We start from the raw sequence: 18026 nt of genomic DNA on the forward strand, positions 1-18026 counted from the left end.
CCATCAGGGTTGGACGCAGCAGCGTGACGATCGGTTCCCTCGACCGGGTGATTTTCGGAACGTTTCAGGCGATGCGGCCGAATGCTGTGATGGAGGAGTCGCGGAGAGATGTCAGCCGGGACGCGGTCGCGATCCTGGCGACCGCCCGTGACGCGGGCACGAGGAGCTGGGTGCGGCGTCGACGGGCACGGTCGTAGCGCTGCAGAGCGACCGGTACCGGATGCTCGGACAACAGCGTCGCGAGTGTCGTGGCGTCGACGATTGCTTCGCATGCGCCGCGGCCGAGGTTCGGTGCCATCGCATGCGCCGCGTCGCCGATCAGTGCGGTGTTGCCGCGGACGTACGACGGGAGGCGGGGGGGATTCGTACAGGTCGTGGTACATGACGTCGTCGGGGTCGAGGCGGCCGAGGATGTCGCGTACGCCGGGGTGCCAGTCGTGGAAGCGGCCGTGCAGGTCGTCGAGGGTGCCGCCGGTGCCTTCGGCGGTGCGGACGGCGGCGAACCAGTTGGTGAGGTCGCCGTCGCGGTCGGTGATTCCGAAGAGCGCGCCGGGGCCCCAGGTTTCTCCGTGGTTCGTGGTGGAGCCGCCGACCCAGCCGCGCCACGCTCCGTACCCGGTGTGCACGGGCCGGTAGGCCGGACCGAACACCTCGTCGCGTACTGCACTGCCGATTCCGTCCGCGCCGATCATCACGTCGTATCCGGCGAGGGCCGTGAGCGGTGGCGCGGGGGCGTCGAACTTCACGATGTGGTCGGGGAGGCCGGACAGCAGGATGTCGAGGAGGGCGGGCCGGGACACCATGACCGGTGCCCGGCGAAGGTCCCCGACGTGGGCGAGCACCACACCGTCCCAGCGTCTGAGCGTCGCGGAGCGCTGTGTCACCCCGAGTTGTTCCACCCGTCCGCCGACGCCGGCAACTTCGAGTGCGGCCAGGGCAGGAGGCCACATCCCGAGCGCGGTGCCGGTGCGCGGAGGTTCCGGAGATCGTTCGAACACATCGATGTGCCATCCGTGGCGGAGGAGGGTGTTCGCGGCGGTGAGCCCTCCGATTCCGCCGCCGAGGATCGCTGCACTGCCTGGCTTCACGGTCATGTCATGACGGTACTACGTATGTAGTGGACAGTCACTACCCCTGTAGTGATCCTCGTAGAATGCCTCTCGTGACCGACAAACGCGCCACCGTCCTCGACGCCGCAATCGAACTCGTGGGCACCGAGGGACTGCGCGCCCTGACCCACCGGCGCGTGGACACCACCGCGAACGTGCCCGCCGGATCCACCTCCAACTACTTCCGCACCCGGCAGGCCCTCGTCGAAGGAGTGCTCGACCGGTTGCTCGCACGCGACCGGATCGACGCGCAGGCGTTGAGCGGAACCACCGCTCCGGCCTCGGCCCGGGAGCTCGAAGATCTGATGCACGGTTACGTGATGTTCGTGACCGGCCCCGACATCGTCCGGACCCGGGCGCGGTTCGCGATGTTCGTCGAAGCGATGGCAACGCCGGAACTGCGGGCCGGAGTGGATGCGCGCCGAGGCGAACTCCGGACGTGGGTCCGCAGCATGCTCGAGGCCCTCGGCGCGGACGATTCCGCCACGGGCGCGCGGCTTCTCATCGACTATCTGGACGGTGTCATCCTGCATCGCTGCACGGCCGGAACGGACGAACCCGACCCGCGTCCCGGCATCGTTCTCGCCGTGCGTGCGGTGCTTCGAACCGCGGCGTGACGGGTACGATTCGGTCACATTACGTCGACGTTTCCGCAGATCAGGGGCCGGATAGGGAACACTGGCTTGCGCTACCCCCCGCCACCTGGCATATCGTTCGATTCGAAGACGGTGGGACCACGACGTCCCACCGGTCGCCGGGTCCACGCTCGCGCTGCCGAAAAGGCACCCGCACCGTCGCGGATGAGCGGATACTGGCGATGTCGAAGGTATCGGGCACCCGGCCGATACCCGTCTACGGCAGTAGATGGCCATCAGCGCTGCTGGTCGTCGGTGCTATCGCATCAACGAAGGCTAGGTATGACTCATCTCCCCGGGCCTCGAGGGCTCTACCACCCGGCGAACGAGCACGACTCCTGTGGCGTCGCGTTCGTCGTCGACATGCACGGTCGTCGCAGTCGCGACATCGTGGAGAAGGCGATCACCGCCCTGGTGAATCTCGAACACCGCGGTGCAGCGGGAGCGGAACAGAACACCGGCGACGGCGCCGGCATCCTGATCCAGGTCCCCGACGCCTACTTCCGTGAGGTCGTCGACTTCGATCTTCCCGCCGAAGGCGCATACGCGACCGGTATCGCGTTCCTGCCCAAGGACACGGCCAAGGCCGACGCCGCGGCCGCCGAGGTCGATCGCATCGTCGCCGAGGAGGGCCTCGAGGTCCTCGGCTGGCGCGAGGTGCCGATCGACGAGTCCGAGCTGGGTTCCATGGCCAAGGACGCCATGCCCACCTTCCGGCAGATCTTCATCGCCTCCGGCGCCCGCGCGCTCACCGGCCTCGAGCTCGAGCGCCGCGCGTACGTCGTGCGCAAGCGCACCGAGCACGAGCTCGGCCACCACGGTGCGGGCGAGGACGGTCCCGGCAGCGAGACCGTCTACTTCCCGAGCCTGTCGGCGTCGACCTTCGTCTACAAGGGCATGCTCACCACGCCCCAGATGAAGGGCTTCTACCGCGACCTGCAGGACGAGCGCGTCGTCTCGGCTCTCGGCCTCGTGCACTCGCGTTTCTCCACCAACACGTTCCCGTCGTGGCCGCTCGCGCATCCCTTCCGTCGCGTCGCGCACAACGGTGAGATCAACACCGTCACGGGCAACGCCAACTGGATGCGCGCCCGTGAGGCGCTCATCGACACCGAGGTCTTCGGTGGCCGCGACAAGCTCGAGAAGATCTTTCCGGTCTGCACACCGGGCGCGTCCGACACCGCACGTTTCGACGAGGTGCTCGAACTGCTGCACCTCGGTGGTCGCAGCCTGCCTCACGCCGTTCTCATGATGATCCCCGAGGCATGGGAGCGCCACGACTCGATGGATCCGGCCCGTCGCGCGTTCTACGAGTACCACGCGGCCCTCATGGAGCCGTGGGACGGACCGGCCTCGGTGTGCTTCACCGACGGCACCGTCATCGGCGCTGTGCTCGACCGCAACGGCCTGCGCCCCTCGCGTGCCTGGGTCACGGACGACGGTCTCGTCGTCATGGCCTCCGAGGTGGGTGTGCTCGACATCCCCACCGAGAAGATCGTCAGCAAGCGTCGCCTGCAGCCGGGCCGCATGTTCCTCGTCGACACGGCCAAGGGCCGCATCGTCGAGGACGAGGAGATCAAGCGCGAACTCGCCGCCGAGCATCCCTACGAGGAATGGGTCGCCGACGGCGTCACCCGCCTCGAGGATCTGCCCGAGAGCAAGTACACCTACATGTCGCACGAGCGTGTGGTGTTGCGTCAGCAGGTCTTCGGTTACACCCGCGAGGAAGTCGACCTGCTCGTCAAGCCCATGGCGGCCTCCGGGGCGGAAGCGCTCGGCTCGATGGGCACCGACACGCCCATCGCCGTGCTGTCGTCGCGTCCGCGTCAGTTGTTCGACTTCTTCTCGCAGCTGTTCGCGCAGGTGACCAACCCGCCGCTCGACGCGATCCGCGAGGAGATCGTCACCAGCATGGGCGGCATGCTCGGCCCCGAGGGCGACCTGCTGAACCCGACCGAGGCCTCGTGCCGGCAGATCCTCATCGGCGCGCCGGTCATCGACAACGACGACCTGCAGAAGCTCATCCATGTCAACGACGAGAAGCAGTTCCCCGGCTTCTCCAGCGTCATCATCCGCGGTCTGTACCCGGTCGCGGAGGGCGGTGAGGGCCTGCGTCGCGCGCTCGCCTCGATCCGCGAGCAGGTCTCGCAGGCCATCGAGAAGGGCGCACGCCTGATCGTGCTGTCCGACCGTGAGTCGGACGAGAAGCTCGCGCCGATCCCGTCGCTGCTGCTGACCTCCGCGGTGCATCATCACCTCGTCCGCGAGAAGACCCGCACCCAGGTCGGTCTGCTCGTCGAGGCGGGCGACGCCCGCGAGGTCCACCACATCGCCGCCCTGTGCGGTTTCGGTGCGGCCGTGGTCAACCCGTACATGGCGTTCGAGAGCATCGACGAGCTGCTGCAGAACGGCGACCTGCCCGGGGGCATCACCCTCGAGAAGGCCATTGCCAACTACATCAAGGCGGCCTCGAAGGGCGTGCTCAAGGTGATGTCCAAGATGGGCATCTCCACGCTCGCCTCCTACACCGGTGCCCAGCTGTTCCAGGTCATCGGCCTGTCGCAGGAACTCGTCGACGAGTACTTCACCGGTCTGCAGTCGCAGCTCGGCGGCGTGGGTCTCGACGAGATCGCCGCGGACGTCGCGGCCCGCCACCGGACGGCCTTCCTCGATCGCCAGTCCGAGCGCGCGCACCGCGAGCTCGAGGTGGGCGGCGAGTACCAGTGGCGCCGCGAGGGCGAGTACCACCTGTTCAACCCGGACACGGTGTTCAAGCTCCAGCACGCGACCCGCACCGGCCAGTACTCGATCTTCAAGGAATACACCAAGCTCGTCGACGACCAGTCGGAGCGGCTCGCGTCGCTGCGAGGTCTGTTCGAGTTCAAGAAGGGCGTGCGTCCGCCGGTGCCGCTCGACGAGGTCGAGCCGGCGAGCGAGATCGTCAAGCGCTTCTCCACCGGCGCGATGAGCTACGGCTCCATCTCGGCCGAAGCGCACGAGACCCTTGCGATCGCGATGAACCGTCTCGGTGGCCGCTCGAATTCCGGTGAGGGCGGGGAGCATCCCAGCCGCTTCGTCCCGGACGAGAACGGTGACTGGCGGCGCTCGGCGATCAAGCAGGTCGCGTCGGGTCGATTCGGTGTGACCGCGCACTACCTGAGCAACTGCACCGACATCCAGATCAAGATGGCGCAGGGCGCGAAGCCCGGTGAGGGTGGTCAGCTCCCGCCGCACAAGGTGTACCCGTGGGTCGCCGAGGTGCGTGGCTCGACGCCGGGCGTGGGCCTGATCTCGCCGCCGCCGCACCACGACATCTACTCGATCGAGGATCTCGCGCAGCTGATCCACGACCTGAAGAACGCCAACCCGCAGGCCCGTATCCACGTGAAGCTGGTCTCCGAGCTCGGTGTCGGCACGGTCGCCGCGGGTGTGTCGAAGGCACACGCCGACGTCGTGCTCATCTCCGGTCACGACGGTGGTACCGGCGCGTCGCCGCTGACCTCCCTCAAGCACGCGGGTGCTCCCTGGGAGATCGGTCTGGCCGAGACCCAGCAGACGCTGATGCTCAACGGTCTGCGCGACCGCATCGTCGTGCAGGTCGACGGCCAGATGAAGACCGGCCGCGACGTGGTCGTCGCCGCGCTCCTCGGTGCCGAGGAGTTCGGTTTCGCGACCGCACCGCTGGTGGTCTCGGGCTGCATCATGATGCGCGTCTGCCATCTCGACACCTGCCCCGTGGGTGTCGCGACGCAGAACCCGGTGCTGCGCAAGCGGTTCACCGGCAAGCCCGAGTTCGTCGAGAACTTCATGCTCTACATCGCCGAAGAGGTGCGCGAGTACCTCGCCGAGCTCGGTTTCCGCAGCCTCGACGAGGCCATCGGCCAGGTGGACGTCCTCGACACCCGCAAGGCCGTCGAGCACTACCGCGCGTCGAAGCTCGATCTGTCGCCGCTGCTCGAGAAGGTCACCTCCCCGATCTTCGGCGAGCAGGACATGTACTGCACCAAGGAGCAGTACCACGCCCTGGACAAGGCGCTCGACAACGAGCTGATCGCAAAGGCGCAGCCGGCTCTGGAGTCGGGTACGGCGATCTCGTTCGACACCCCGATCACCAATGTCAACCGCACCGTCGGCACGATGCTCGGCCACGAGCTCACCAAGAAGTACGGTGCGGAAGGGTTGCCGGACGACACGATCGACATCACCTTCACGGGTTCGGCCGGCAACAGCTTCGGTGCGTTCGTCCCGCGCGGTATCACGATGCGGCTCAACGGCGACGCGAACGACTTCGTCGGCAAGGGCCTGTCGGGTGGCCGCATCGTCGTGCGTCCGCCGCACAACGCCGCCGAGGGCTTCGTGCCCGAGGACAACATCATCGCCGGCAACGTGATCCTGTTCGGTGCCACCGCGGGGGAGGTCCTCATCCGCGGCATCGCGGGCGAGCGCTTCGCGGTCCGTAATTCCGGAGCCACGGCCGTCGTCGAAGGCGTCGGCGACCACGGCTGCGAGTACATGACGGGTGGCAAGGTCGTCATCCTCGGCAAGACCGGCCGCAACTTCGGTGCGGGTATGTCCGGTGGCGTCGCCTTCGTGTACAACCCGGACAAGGACTTCGAGAACAACCTGAACACCGAGCTGGTCGACCTCGAGGATCTCGCGGGTGAGGACTTCGCCTGGCTCAAGGGCGCCGTCGAACGGCATCGTGACGAAACGGGCTCCGAGGTCGCAGCCCGCATCCTGGCCGACTGGTCACAACAGGTCAGCCACTTCGCGAAGGTCATGCCTCGCGATTACAAGAAGGTACTCATGGCTATCAAGGACGCCACCATCCGTGGTGCGAACGTGGACGAGGCGATCATGGAGGCTGCTCGTGGCTGATCCCACCGGTTTCCTCAAGCACGGTTCCCGCGAGACGCCGGTTCGCCGGCCCGTCCCGCTGCGGCTCCTCGACTGGAAGGAAGTCTACGAGCCGTTCCCGCTCGAGACCCTCCGGACCCAGGCGAGCCGCTGCATGGACTGCGGTATCCCCTTCTGCCACAACGGTTGCCCGCTCGGAAATCTCATCCCCGAGTGGAACGACCTCGCCTACAAGGGCAAGTGGGAGGACGGCATCGAGCGTCTCCACGCCACGAACAACTTCCCCGAGTTCACCGGCCGGCTCTGCCCGGCGCCCTGTGAGGCGTCGTGCGTGCTCGGCATCAACCAGGACCCGGTGACCATCAAGCAGGTCGAGGTCGAGCTGATCGAGAAGGCATTCGACGAGGGCCGCGTCAAGCCGGTCCCGCCGTCGAAGCTCACCGGTCGTAAGGTGGCCGTCGTCGGTTCCGGCCCTGCGGGACTGGCTGCGGCACAGCAGCTCACGCGTGCCGGTCACTCGGTGACGGTATTCGAGCGGGCCGACCGTATCGGCGGCCTGCTCCGTTACGGCATCCCCGAGTTCAAGATGGAGAAGCACTTCATCGACCGCCGTCTCGCGCAGATGGAGGCCGAGGGCACCGTCTTCAAGTCGGGCGTGAACGTCGGTGTCGACATCACCGCCGACGAGCTGCGCGAGCAGTTCGACGCCGTGGTGCTCGCCGGCGGAGCGACCGTCGCCCGTGATCTGCCGATCCCCGGCCGCGAACTCGACGGCATCCATCAGGCGATGGAGTTCCTGCCGATCGCCAACCGCGTGCAGCTCGGCGACCTGCCGGCCCCGACCATCACGGCCGAGGGCAAGAAGGTCGTCATCATCGGCGGCGGCGACACCGGTGCCGACTGCGTCGGCACCTCGCACCGTCAGGGTGCGGCGAGCGTCCACCAGTTCGAGATCATGCCGCGGCCGCCGGAACAGCGAGCCGACTCGACCCCGTGGCCGACCTACCCCCTCATGTACCGCGTCTCGTCGGCACACGAGGAGGGCGGCGAGCGTGTCTTCTCCGTCAACACCGAAGAATTCCTCGGCAAGGACGGCAAGGTCACCGCACTGAAGGCGCACGAGGTGACGATGGTCGACGGTCGCTTCCAGAAGGTCGAAGGAAGCGACTTCGAGCTCGAGGCCGACCTGGTGCTGCTCGCGATGGGCTTCACGGGTGCCGAGAAGCCGGGCCTGCTCACCGATCTCGGTGTCGACTTCGACCAGCGCGGCAACGTCGCCCGCTCGACGGAGTGGGCCACGAACGTCGACGGTGTCTTCGTCGCCGGCGACATGGGACGCGGGCAGTCGCTCATCGTCTGGGCGATCGCCGAGGGTCGCGCGTGCGCCGCTGCGGTGGACAGCTTCCTCGAGGGCGAGTCGGCGCTGCCGGTGCCGATCACGACCAGCACTGTTCCACAGCGCTGAGCAACACCGGGTACGTGGAGCGCTGAGCTCCGAGAGATCGAGTGCTCCGGTGTCGTAGCGCTTGATGCGGTGGGACAGCGGGGCCGCACACCGAAAGGGTGTGCGGTCCCGCTTCCGCATGCGGTGTGAATGCTTCGGAGGTCAGGCGTCGACGAGCGGGTGCTCGGAAGATTCACCTTCCCGATCGGGTCCGCATCGCCGGCAGATCGGTGAACCGTGCTCGCGCGGCGTCGTACTCGGCCGCCAGCTCGTCGACGACCTCGGAGACCGTCCCCATTCCGTCGATGACCCCGAGGCCCTGGCCTGCCGCCCAGACGTCCTTCCATCGGCCCTGCACGCTCTTCGTGGCGTCGTAGTCGCGGGTCGCCGGTGCCGTGAGAGCGTCCGGATCGAGGCCGTTGGCGATCAGGCTCGGCCGCAACCACGAGGCGGGGGTTCCCGTGATCCCGGCGCTCACCACCAGATCGTCGGGTCCGTGCTCGATGACCATCCGCTTGTACTCCGGCGGAGCCATGCTCTCGGCGGTGGTGAGGAACCGGGTGCCCATGTAGACGAGGTCCGCCCCGGCCGCCACGGCACCGGCCACACCCCATCCGTCGGCGATCCCACCGCCGATCACGACGATCCCGTCGAAGAACATGCGTACCGACGAGACGAACGCGAACGGGGACAGATGGCCGGTGTGTCCGCCCGCCCCGGCCGAGATGCAGGCCATACCGTCGACCCCGAACCCGGCGGCCTTGCGGGCGAGACGCACCGAGGCCACGTCCGCCAACACCAGGCCGCCGTAGCCCTTGACCGTGTCCATGACCGGCTCCGGAGAACCGAGAGCCGTGATGACCACGGGTGGACGGTATTCCGCGACCAGCCGGAGGTCGTCGGCGAGACGGGCGTTGGTGCGGTGGGTCACGAGGTTCACCGCCCACGGCGCCGTGGGCGATACCGAGGAGGAGATCCCCTCCGAGATCGTGCCCATCCACTCGTCGAGTTCTGCGGTCGTCCGGCAGTTCGGTGTCGGGAATGCCCCGACGATTCCCGATGCAGCGGCGGCGATCACGAGATCGGGGCCCGAGACCAGGAACATCGGTGCCGCGACGATCGGCAGCCGTAGTCCCGTGAGCGGGGCCGTGCGGTCGGATCGAGAGGTGACGGTCACCGCTCGGTCTCCAGTAGTTCGGTGCGGATCTGGCGGCGCAGCAGCTTTCCGACGGCGTTGCGTGGGAGCGTGTCCACGATCCTCAGCTGTTCGGGCAGCTTGAACGACGCGATGTCGTGACGACGGAGATGCTCGACGAGATCCTCCAGCTTCGGATTCGCGCCCTCGGCCGGAACCACGACGGCACAGCACTTCTCACCGAGCACCTCGTCGGGGACACCCACGACCGCGACCTCCGCGACGGTGGGATGTTCCTGCAGCAGTCCTTCGACCTCCGCGGGCGCGATGTTCATGCCGCCACGGATGATGATCTCCTTGAAGCGGTCGACGAACCGCAGGTACTCGCCGTTCTCGCCGCACAACTCGAACACATCACCGCTGCACAGGAATCCGTCCTCGTCGAACGGTGACGACGCCGCGGTGCCCTCGAGATATCCGGCAAACACCGTCGGTCCCTTCAGTCGCAGTTCGCCGCGACCGCCGGTCGAGGTGACGATCCCTCCCGTCTCGGGATCGACCAGTTTCACCTCGGTGTGGCGGGCGAGATGCGCGACCCACTCCTTGTTCCGCGCCGCATAATTGGGGAGGTGCTCGGCACGCAGTTCGGGATCGGGAATGTCATCGGGCGCACCGAGCAAGCAGAGACCCTCGTTGGACCCGAAGAAGTTGATCACCTCGATCCCGTGGTCGTTCTGCCACGCCGCGACGACGGACGGCGCCAGGGGAGCGCCACCGGCGCCGACGCGCTGGAGCGACGACAGGTCGAAGGCTGTGCGCAGCTTGTCGTTCTGCAGCAACATCGTCAGGATCGCCGGGGCCGTGATGGTGTGGGTGGCCCGGTGCTGCTGGATCTGTGCCAGGTAGACACCGATGTCGAGCGGGTGATGGTGGACGAGATGCCCGCCGCCGATCAGCCAGGGCAGCAGCGCGGCCGCGAAACCGGCCATGTTCACCAGCGGGAAGGGGTTGAGCAGAACCGAGTCCTCGTTCGTCTCCATCGCGTCCTGGACGCCGTAGCCCACGGCGAGCCAGTCGGCATGGCACCTCGGAATCCCTTTGGGGGAGGCTTCGGTACCGCTGGTCCAGCAGATGGTGATCTCGTCGGCGATCGTGTGCTCGAGGCCGGCGGCATGGGCGTCGGCCGCGTCGGCCTGATCCGCCGAGACCGGTACGTCCCCGATCTCGACCGCGCCGTCGGGTACGTGCGGACCGAACGCGAAGACTGTGTGCAGGCTGTCGTATTCACCGACGAGATCGAGGGCGTCGGACGCGAACTCCCGGTCGCCGAGCCGGCCGACGGTGACCACGGCTGCCGCCTTCGTGGCAGCGACGATGCCGGACAGCTCGTGACGACGGTACGAGGTGGGCATCGGTGTCGCCACGGCGCCGAGACGCCACAGCGCGAGGTAGGTCGCGACAAGCGATATGGAATTCGGAACCTGAACGGAAACAACGTCATTCGTTCCCACGCCGTGCGCGTACAGTACGGCTGCGATCTGCCGCACGTAGTCGTCGAGCTCGCGCCAGGTCGATGATCGGGGCGCCGCACCGGTCAGATCCCCGAGATTGGTGGGATCGGTCGTGGCGGGCCGATCGGGTCGGCGCTCCACCCAGGAGGCGAACAGATCCGTCACCGTTTCGGGCCGCCACCAGCTACGTGCCAGATGATCGGCAACCTTGTCGGCGGGGTGACAGGTGCGGCGTGAGCGGGTCAGGGGCAACTGGGACATCGGTCGGCCTTTCTCAGGAGTATCCGATTTCGGGGGGATTGCCGGATCTGCTCAGACGCGGCGCAGGACGAGGCTCGCGCCGAGACCGAGGGCGGCGGGGATGGTGACGAGTGCGTGTTCACCGCCGGTCCGCTCGAGCCGGTCGAGGGCCTGGGCGACGAGGATGCCGCCGGTGGCACCGAGGGGGTGGCCGACCGCCAGAGCCCCGCCGAACGCGTTGACGCAGTCCGGGGCCAGGTTCAGTTCCTCGATCATCATGAGCGGCGTGACAGCGAAGGATTCGTTGGCCTCGACGACGTCGAGATCCCGTGCCGAGATCCCCGCCCGCTCGAGAGCCCGCTTCGAGGCGTCGACGGGAGCGGTGAGAAGCGGCGACCGGACGGCGGTCCGAGCGGTGCCGACGATCTGCGCGCGCGGCTTCCGCGACATCCTGTCGCCGGTTTCGGCGTCACCGATGAGCACGGCGGACGCCCCGTCGGCGAGTTGCGGCGCGGTGGCCACCGTGTGGAGACCCCCCACCGGACGCGGCGCACCCGGCAACCGGCGGGCCACCCGCTCCCAGGACGGATCTTCACCGAAGAGGGCGGGCAACGCCGCGAGTTCCCCGAGTGTCACGTCGGGGCGGACCCCTTCATCGGATTCGAGGGCGATGTCGCCGACCTTCACGGCGATCACAGAGGGGAGGGCGGGTGCCCGAGCGGCGCGTCGGTGTGATGCGACGGCATAGGAATCGAGCATGTCCCGGCCGAAACCGTAACGGGCGGCGGTGAGATCGGCGGACACACCGATGGTGACGAAACCGGTGCGTTCACCGAGGTCCGGATCGGCTGTGAGCGGCGGCGAATCCGCGAACATCGGTACCCGCGACATCGATTCGACTCCGCCGGCAACCACCGCGCGGGCGGCACCCACGGCCACCCGCATCGCCCCGGTCTCCACGGCGTCGAGTCCGGAGCAACACATCCGCGAAACCACGCCACCGGGAACGTGATCGGGCCAACCCGCCCACTGCACCGCGGCGCGGGCGATGTTGCCGGACTGCTCACCGGTGACGGTGCTGATGCCGAGAAGCACGTCGTCGACGATCTCGGAAGCCCCGCATCGTTCGTCGAGTGCCTCGAGCAGGTGGGCGACCAGTTCGACGGGGCGGGTCCCGGCGAGGGTGCCGCTGCTCCGGCGCACGCGGGCCCGGGGGAGCCGGACGGCGTCGTAGATGTAGGCGGGTGTGCTGCTGTTCACTGGCATCGACTCCGACGGACGGTGATTGGTGACCTCAGTCACTACAGATAACGAAGTGATACCGGCCGGTGTCGGATGCTGTCAAGGCCGAGGGTCGGTGACCGCCGATCGGGGAGGTGGGGTGATCGGATCGATTCGCGCCGACGTCCGATCGACCGGACCGTCGCAACCCCGGCACTGGAGTTCCGGAATCAGAAGATTTCCGCACGTCGGATGGCGGACCCGGAGGGGGCTGGGGGCCTGGGGAAACGCCAGCACGGACCATCGGATCAGGAAGACGAACACCCCGAACAGAGCACGGCCGCGATGGGTCAGGCGGTACTCGCGACCGGAGTCGTCGGGCCGTTCCAGGATCTGTGCCTCGCACAGCCGGCCGAGCCGGTCCGTGAGGGTTGTGGGGGAGATGTCGAGTGCCGACCGGAACCGCGCGAAGCGGCGGGTTCCGGCCAGGGCAAGACCCGTGATCGCCCCGCTCCAGCGGTCACCGAGGGCCTCCATGACGGCGTTGAACTGGATGTCCTCGTCGGTTGCACCGCGTGCCGGCCCCCGCTTCGACCGGCGTCGCGCACCCGAGGTCACCGTCCAGACCGCTTCGGCGTCCATGTCGATGTCGGTCTCGTGCGCGGTCACCGGGGCGAGGCACGTCCCGCACCGCACGAGCGCTGGTCCGCGGTGGCCGCACGGAGTGTGGACGAGATCGGGCTGCCAGGCACCCTCCGGGGTCCACTCCCGCTGCCATCCCCAGACACACACCAGGATCGGCCAGGTGGCGTGGCCCAGCTCGGTGAGCAGGTAGTCGTGCCGGTCGGAGCCCGCGGACTGGGGTGATCGCACCAGGACGCCCGCTTCCGTGAGTGCGTTCAGCCGGTCGGCCAGCACCGAGGACGGGGCACCGGTCAGTTCGAGCCAGCGGGTGAAGCGGGTCGTGCCGCTCACGAAGGCGTGCCCGAGCAGTGCCAGCGTCAGCCGGTCGCCGAGGAGATCGAGTGTCGCCGCGAGCGGATTGACGGCCGACCTCGTGTCGGCGTCCTTCGGCGCTGCGTCGTTGCGGTACACGTCCGGGCCTCCTCGCGACTCTTGCGAGCCGCACACCTAAATGCTTCAATAACTGTACTAAATGGTGCGGCGGGACAGTGCCCCGCAGAAACCCACTCTCCAACATCGAACCTCGCCACGTCGACCGGATACGGAAAGCGAGACGACATGACATCGACCCAGGTGTGGATCGCCGGTGGTCACCAGACCGACTTCGCGCGGAACGTCACCCGAGAGGGCCTCGACATCGGTGACCTCACTGCCGAGGTCGCACGAGGAACCCTCGCGGACGCCGGTATCGAGCCGGACGAGGTAGACGTCGTCCACGTCGGCAACGCCTTCGGGCAGCTCTACACCGGGCAGGGACATCTCGGTGCGATGCCGGCCTCGGTGATCCCCGAGCTGTGGCACGTCCCCGCGAGCCGCCACGAGGGCGCCTGTGCGTCCGGTTCGCTGGCGATCCTCGCCGCGATGGCCGACCTCGAATCCGGGCGGTACGACTGCGCACTCGTCCTCGGCGTGGAGATCGAGAAATCCGTACCCGGTGACATCGGATCGAACTACATGAGCCCCGCCTCCTGGGTCGGGCACGAGGGGCAGGACGCGAAGTTCATCTGGCCCTACATGTTCGCCCGTATCGCGGACGAGTACTCGGCCCGCTACGGGCTCGACCCGGCGCATCTGTGGGCGATCTCCGAGCTGAACATCCGCAACGCGCGGCGTAATCCCCACGCCCAGACCCGCATCCGCGACTACGCGCCGGAGTGCTTCACCGCCGACGACACCGCGAACCCGATCGTCGAGGGCAGCCTGCGCAAGATCGACTGTGGCCCGCTCACCGACGGTGCTGCGGGACTCGTGCTCGTCAGCGCCCGCTACGTCGCCCGTCACCCCGACTTCGACTCGCGGGCCCGCTCGCGGATTCTCGGCTGGGGGCACCGCACCGTCGGGCTCGGCCTCGACGACAAGCTCGCCCGCACTTCGGCCGACGGCCTGATGTTCCCGCACCTGCGAGCCACCATCGACGATGCGTTCGACCGGGCCCGCATCGATCGTGTCGACGATCTCGACCTCATCGAGACGCACGACTGCTTCAGCATCAGCGAGTATTTCGCGATCGACCACTTCGGTCTCACCGCGCCGGGCGAAAGCCGGCGTGCCGTCGAATCCGGCGACCTCGAGATCGGCGGCCGGATGCCGGTCAACCCCAGCGGCGGTCTCCTCGGCGGCGGGCATCCCGTGGGCGCGACCGGCGTGCGCATGGCTCTCGACTGCCACCGACAGGTCACCGGTACCGCCGGTGGCTACCAGGTCGACGGCGCCCGGCGCGCGGCCACCCTCAACTTCGGTGGCAGTACGACCACCACCGTGTCCCTCATCATCGGCTGATTCCCCAAGGAGTAGCGATGGACCTCGAGATCCTCGGCCGGGCACTGTCCACGCTCCCGGCCGACGACGACCACCCCTATCGGACCGGACCGTGGCGACCTCAGGTCACGGAACACCGTGCCGACGACCTGGATGTGATCGGGGAGCTTCCCGACGACCTGGACGGCGTGTACATCCGCAACACCGAGAACCCGGTGCACCCGGCCCAGCAGGGCTTCTACCACCCCTTCGACGGGGACGGCATGGTTCACCTCGTCGGATTCCGTGACGGAGAGGCGTTCTACCGCAACAGGTTCGTCAGGACCGACGGTTTTCTCGCCGAACAGGAGGCCGGCCGTGCCCTGTGGGCCGGTATCGCGGAGAACCCGGCGAAGTCGGAGCGTCAGGACGGCTGGGGTGCCCGGGGCAGGATGAAGGACGGTTCGAGCACCGACGTCGTCTTCCACAACGGTGTCGCGCTGACGAGCTTCTGGCAGTGCGGCGATCTCTACCGGATCGACCCGATCTCCCTCGAGACTCTCGGCAAGGCCGACTGGAACGGTGCCTTCCCATTCGGCCTCGGTGTCTCCGCGCACCCGAAGTCGGATCCGCACACGGGGGAGATGCTGTTCTTCAACTACGGCACCGACGCCCCGTACATGCACTACGGCGTCGTCGACTCGTCCGACAAGCTCGTCCACTACACGGACATCGACCTGCCCGGTCCGCGCCTGCCGCACGACATGGCGTTCACTGAGAACTACGCGATCCTCAACGACTGCCCCTTGTTCTGGCTCCCCGAGGCCCTCGAGGTCGGAAAGTACGTCACCCGTTTCCACCCCGACATGCCGATGCGGCTCGGCGTCCTCCCGCGGCGAGGGGACGGCAGCGGGATCGTGTGGTTCGATGCGGACCCGACCTATGTCCTGCACTGGACCAACGCCTACGAGGAGGGCGACGAGGTCGTGCTCGAGGGCTTCCACCAGGAGACTCCGGAGCCGCCGGATCCCGGTACCGGCTCGCTCTACGACCGCATGTTCCGCTTCCTGGCCCTCGACCACATGGGGACCCATCTGCACCGCTGGCGCCTGAACATGCGTACGGGCACGGTGACCGAGGAACGGCTCTCGGAGCGGATCACCGAGTTCGGCATGATCAATCCCCTCCACTCGGGCCGGCGGAACCGCTACGTCTACGCCCCCACCGGGGTGCCGGGCAAGTTCCTGTTCGACGGTCTCGTCAAGCACGACACCGAGACCGGAGCCGAGGAGTACTACCCGCTGGGCGACGGCGTGTTCGGCAGCGAGACGGTGATGGCACCCCGCAGCGGATCGACGGGTGAGGACGACGGCTATCTCGTGACCATGACCGTCGACATGAACCGCGACCTGTCCGAATGCCTCGTCTTCGACGCACAGCGACTCGCCGACGGACCGTTGGCGCGTATCCGGCTGCCCGAGCGGATCAGCTCCGGTACCCACTCGACGTGGGCGGCGGGCGCGGAGATTCCGGGATGGCGCACCACCGACCGCCCGGAGGACGCTCTGCGCTTGTGACATTTCCGTGTCGCCGGGCGTCGCACCCGTTATGGTTCTGCGCATGACGGCTACGAGACGTGCACTGGCGACGGTCGTGATGGGTGTGGGTGCCGCCGTTGCTGCCGTCGCGGCGGCTCCTGCTGCGGCCGCCGACCCTGCGGACGCATGCATCCGGAACGGCGGCGGTCTGGTCTCCGTCGACGGAGCCGACCCCGTCCCACCGGTGTTCGGCTTCGACGGCCCCCGGCTCCTCGGGTTGCAGGGCGGCGCCGGCAACGCGTGCATCACCAATGTCGGCCCCGGCACGGTGACCGTCACGCATCCCGAGGGACGTGTCCCGGGCCGCACGGAGGTCTCCACCGCGATCGTCGAGATGCGGGTCGACGGCGGTCTCGGCAACGTCGCGGTCACCAACGTCGGTACCGGTGCGGTCACGGTGCGCCGGACGGAGGTCACGCCCGAGCCCGCCGAGGCCGCCGCACCCGCGCCGGTCCCCGGTGTGCCCGAGATGATCCTCGACGCGGGAACCGACGGCGTGTTCGTCACCAACGTCGGGACGGGAGGCGTCATGGTCGTCGACCGTGCGGTGGCGCCTCCGGAGCTTCCGGCGCCCCCGCCGCCTCCGCCGGGTGCGGTGATCACCGATCCGTTCAGCGGAAACATCTATGTGACAAACCTCTTCGGGCCCGACATCGTCGTTGCGGAACCCGTGCCGACCGCCGGTGGGAGCGTGGTCGAGCGTCCCGTGCCGGGAACCGCGATCGACTACGGGACGGGCAACGTCTTCGTGACGAACATCGGCGGGGGACAGGTGACCGTCGTCCGCGGCTGACACCGCTCTAATCGTCGTCACAACGTTCCGGACTCGGATACATCACACGCAGTTCACGAGTATGTCATCCTTCTACTCGATACTGCCGGGGAGGGTTCGGCACCAGGACAGTAGCGGGGCGGGGACATGGCTATGAGAAGAGCGTGGGCGGCAACGGTGGCCGCAGTGGCGGCGTGCGCAGCAGTGTTCGTGGCAATGCCTGCGGCGCAAGCGAATCCGCCGGGATGTCCGACGTTGAACGTGATCGCGGTACCGGGAACCTGGGAGACCTCGAATACTCCCGACCCCGCTCGCGGAAACGGCATGCTCGCCCAGGTCACGTCCGGGCTGCCCGCCGGATCCCGCGTCGACTACGTCGTATATCCGGCCACGGCCTTCCCGTGGGAAGGCGACGTGTACGCGGCCTCCCGCAACCGCGCCGTCGACAATGCCCGCGGAATCATCGCGGCGACGGCCGAGCGGTGCCCGCTCACGAACTTCGCCCTCGTCGGGTACAGCCAGGGTGCCGACGCCGCAGGCGATCTCGCCGCCGAGATCGGCACCGGCCTGGGGGTGGTCGGTCCGCACCGGCTCGTCGCGGTGGGCCTGCTGTCCGACCCGCGTCGCTCCGAACTCGACCCGTTCGTCGGCCCGCCCGCCGCCGGCGCCGGTGCGGGAGGCGCCCGCGCAGGAGGCTTCGGATTCGTCACGCCCAACGTGCGCACCATCTGTGCGGTGGGCGACCTCTACTGCTCGACTCCGCCGGAGGACTTCGTCACGCGTATGGCCGGCTTCCTCGCCATGTCGGCGGGAAGCCCGTTCGAGCAGCTCGAGAATTACCGCGACGAGGCGAGCACCCTCTACGACGACATCATGACCGCCGGCGGTATCCCGATGCTGCAGCTGCAGCTCACACCCGAGGCGAACGAGTTGCGCGAGACGAAGATCCGCACCTTCTACGAATCGCAGATCCACCAGGACTACTCCAACTACGTGGTCGACGATCGCGGAACCACCGCCACGCGGTGGCTGCGCGACTGGATCGCTTCGAAGGCCTGACCATCGGCCGCCCGGTCGACATCG

Annotated in this window: 11 protein-coding genes and 1 pseudogene; 7 read left to right on the forward strand and 5 right to left on the reverse strand. The window is 67.9% G+C overall.

Going from position 1 to position 18026, the window contains the following annotated elements; genetic code table 11:
• Nucleotides 1–64: 64 nt before the first annotated feature.
• Nucleotides 65–1094, reverse strand: a pseudogene (locus tag PV766_RS14550) (FAD-dependent monooxygenase).
• 68 nt (nucleotides 1095–1162) lie between these two features.
• Between PV766_RS14550 and PV766_RS14555 the strand changes: the two are divergent.
• From PV766_RS14555 to PV766_RS14565, 3 genes are all read left to right on the forward strand, one after another.
• Entirely contained in the window at nucleotides 1163–1726 is a 564-nt protein-coding gene (locus tag PV766_RS14555) for a TetR/AcrR family transcriptional regulator (RefSeq protein WP_371053419.1), read from the forward strand.
• Between the two features lie 300 nt (nucleotides 1727–2026).
• Nucleotides 2027–6622 carry a glutamate synthase large subunit gene (gltB, locus tag PV766_RS14560; protein ID WP_371053418.1) on the forward strand — a complete coding sequence of 1532 codons (4596 nt, stop codon included), beginning with the start codon at nucleotides 2027–2029 and terminating at the stop codon, nucleotides 6620–6622.
• Complete coding sequence (locus PV766_RS14565) at nucleotides 6615–8066, forward strand: glutamate synthase subunit beta (protein ID WP_421097275.1); 1452 nt, start codon at nucleotides 6615–6617, stop codon at nucleotides 8064–8066. Before gltB ends, PV766_RS14565 begins: the two co-directional genes overlap by 8 nt.
• 172 nt (nucleotides 8067–8238) lie before the next feature.
• Here the strand turns inward: PV766_RS14565 and PV766_RS14570 are convergent, their stop codons facing one another.
• From PV766_RS14570 to PV766_RS14585, 4 genes are all read right to left on the reverse strand, one after another.
• On the reverse strand, nucleotides 8239–9222 hold the full coding sequence (locus PV766_RS14570; RefSeq protein ID WP_421097276.1) for an NAD(P)H-dependent flavin oxidoreductase: 984 nt from the start codon (nucleotides 9220–9222) through the stop codon (nucleotides 8239–8241).
• Nucleotides 9219–10952 (reverse strand): class I adenylate-forming enzyme family protein, encoded by a 1734-nt coding sequence (locus PV766_RS14575; RefSeq protein ID WP_421097277.1) that lies wholly within the window; start codon nucleotides 10950–10952, stop codon nucleotides 9219–9221. Before PV766_RS14575 ends, PV766_RS14570 begins: the two co-directional genes overlap by 4 nt.
• 51 nt (nucleotides 10953–11003) lie before the next feature.
• On the reverse strand, nucleotides 11004–12197 hold the full coding sequence (locus tag PV766_RS14580; RefSeq protein WP_421097278.1) for an acetyl-CoA C-acyltransferase: 1194 nt from the start codon (nucleotides 12195–12197) through the stop codon (nucleotides 11004–11006).
• Between the two features lie 75 nt (nucleotides 12198–12272).
• Nucleotides 12273–13247, reverse strand: a complete 975-nt coding sequence (locus PV766_RS14585; RefSeq protein WP_421097279.1) for a winged helix-turn-helix transcriptional regulator — start codon at nucleotides 13245–13247, stop codon at nucleotides 12273–12275.
• Nucleotides 13248–13394: 147 nt separating this feature from the next.
• Here PV766_RS14585 and PV766_RS14590 point away from each other — a divergent pair, with 147 nt between their 5' ends.
• The 4 genes from PV766_RS14590 to PV766_RS14605 all read left to right on the forward strand — a co-directional run bounded on the left by PV766_RS14590 (nucleotide 13395) and on the right by PV766_RS14605 (nucleotide 18002).
• Entirely contained in the window at nucleotides 13395–14615 is a 1221-nt protein-coding gene (locus tag PV766_RS14590; protein ID WP_129974977.1) for an acetyl-CoA acetyltransferase, read from the forward strand.
• 17 nt (nucleotides 14616–14632) lie between these two features.
• On the forward strand, nucleotides 14633–16150 hold the full coding sequence (locus PV766_RS14595) for a carotenoid oxygenase family protein (protein ID WP_371053414.1): 1518 nt from the start codon (nucleotides 14633–14635) through the stop codon (nucleotides 16148–16150).
• A 43-nt stretch (nucleotides 16151–16193) separates the two neighbouring features.
• Complete coding sequence (locus PV766_RS14600) at nucleotides 16194–16964, forward strand: hypothetical protein (RefSeq protein WP_421097280.1); 771 nt, start codon at nucleotides 16194–16196, stop codon at nucleotides 16962–16964.
• A 132-nt stretch (nucleotides 16965–17096) separates the two neighbouring features.
• Nucleotides 17097–18002, forward strand: coding sequence for a cutinase family protein (locus tag PV766_RS14605; protein ID WP_421097286.1), 906 nt, complete (start codon nucleotides 17097–17099; stop codon nucleotides 18000–18002).
• The last annotated feature ends 24 nt before the right edge of the window (nucleotides 18003–18026 follow it).

Origin of the sequence: Rhodococcus sp. As11, from assembly GCF_048957735.1 — a bacterium.
Taxonomy (GTDB): Bacteria; Actinomycetota; Actinomycetes; order Mycobacteriales; family Mycobacteriaceae; genus Rhodococcus; species Rhodococcus gordoniae.

Excerpts from the sequence above, each read along its gene's own strand:
- gltB (WP_371053418.1), top strand. The coding sequence starts at position 2,027 with ATGACTCATCTCCCCGGGCCTCGAGGGCTCTACCACCCGGCGAACGAG.
- PV766_RS14575 (WP_421097277.1), bottom strand. The coding sequence starts at position 10,952 with ATGTCCCAGTTGCCCCTGACCCGCTCACGCCGCACCTGTCACCCCGCC.
- PV766_RS14580 (WP_421097278.1), bottom strand. The coding sequence starts at position 12,197 with ATGCCAGTGAACAGCAGCACACCCGCCTACATCTACGACGCCGTCCGG.
- PV766_RS14590 (WP_129974977.1), top strand. The coding sequence starts at position 13,395 with ATGACATCGACCCAGGTGTGGATCGCCGGTGGTCACCAGACCGACTTC.
- PV766_RS14595 (WP_371053414.1), top strand. The coding sequence starts at position 14,633 with ATGGACCTCGAGATCCTCGGCCGGGCACTGTCCACGCTCCCGGCCGAC.
- PV766_RS14600 (WP_421097280.1), top strand. The coding sequence starts at position 16,194 with ATGACGGCTACGAGACGTGCACTGGCGACGGTCGTGATGGGTGTGGGT.
- PV766_RS14605 (WP_421097286.1), top strand. The coding sequence starts at position 17,097 with ATGAGAAGAGCGTGGGCGGCAACGGTGGCCGCAGTGGCGGCGTGCGCA.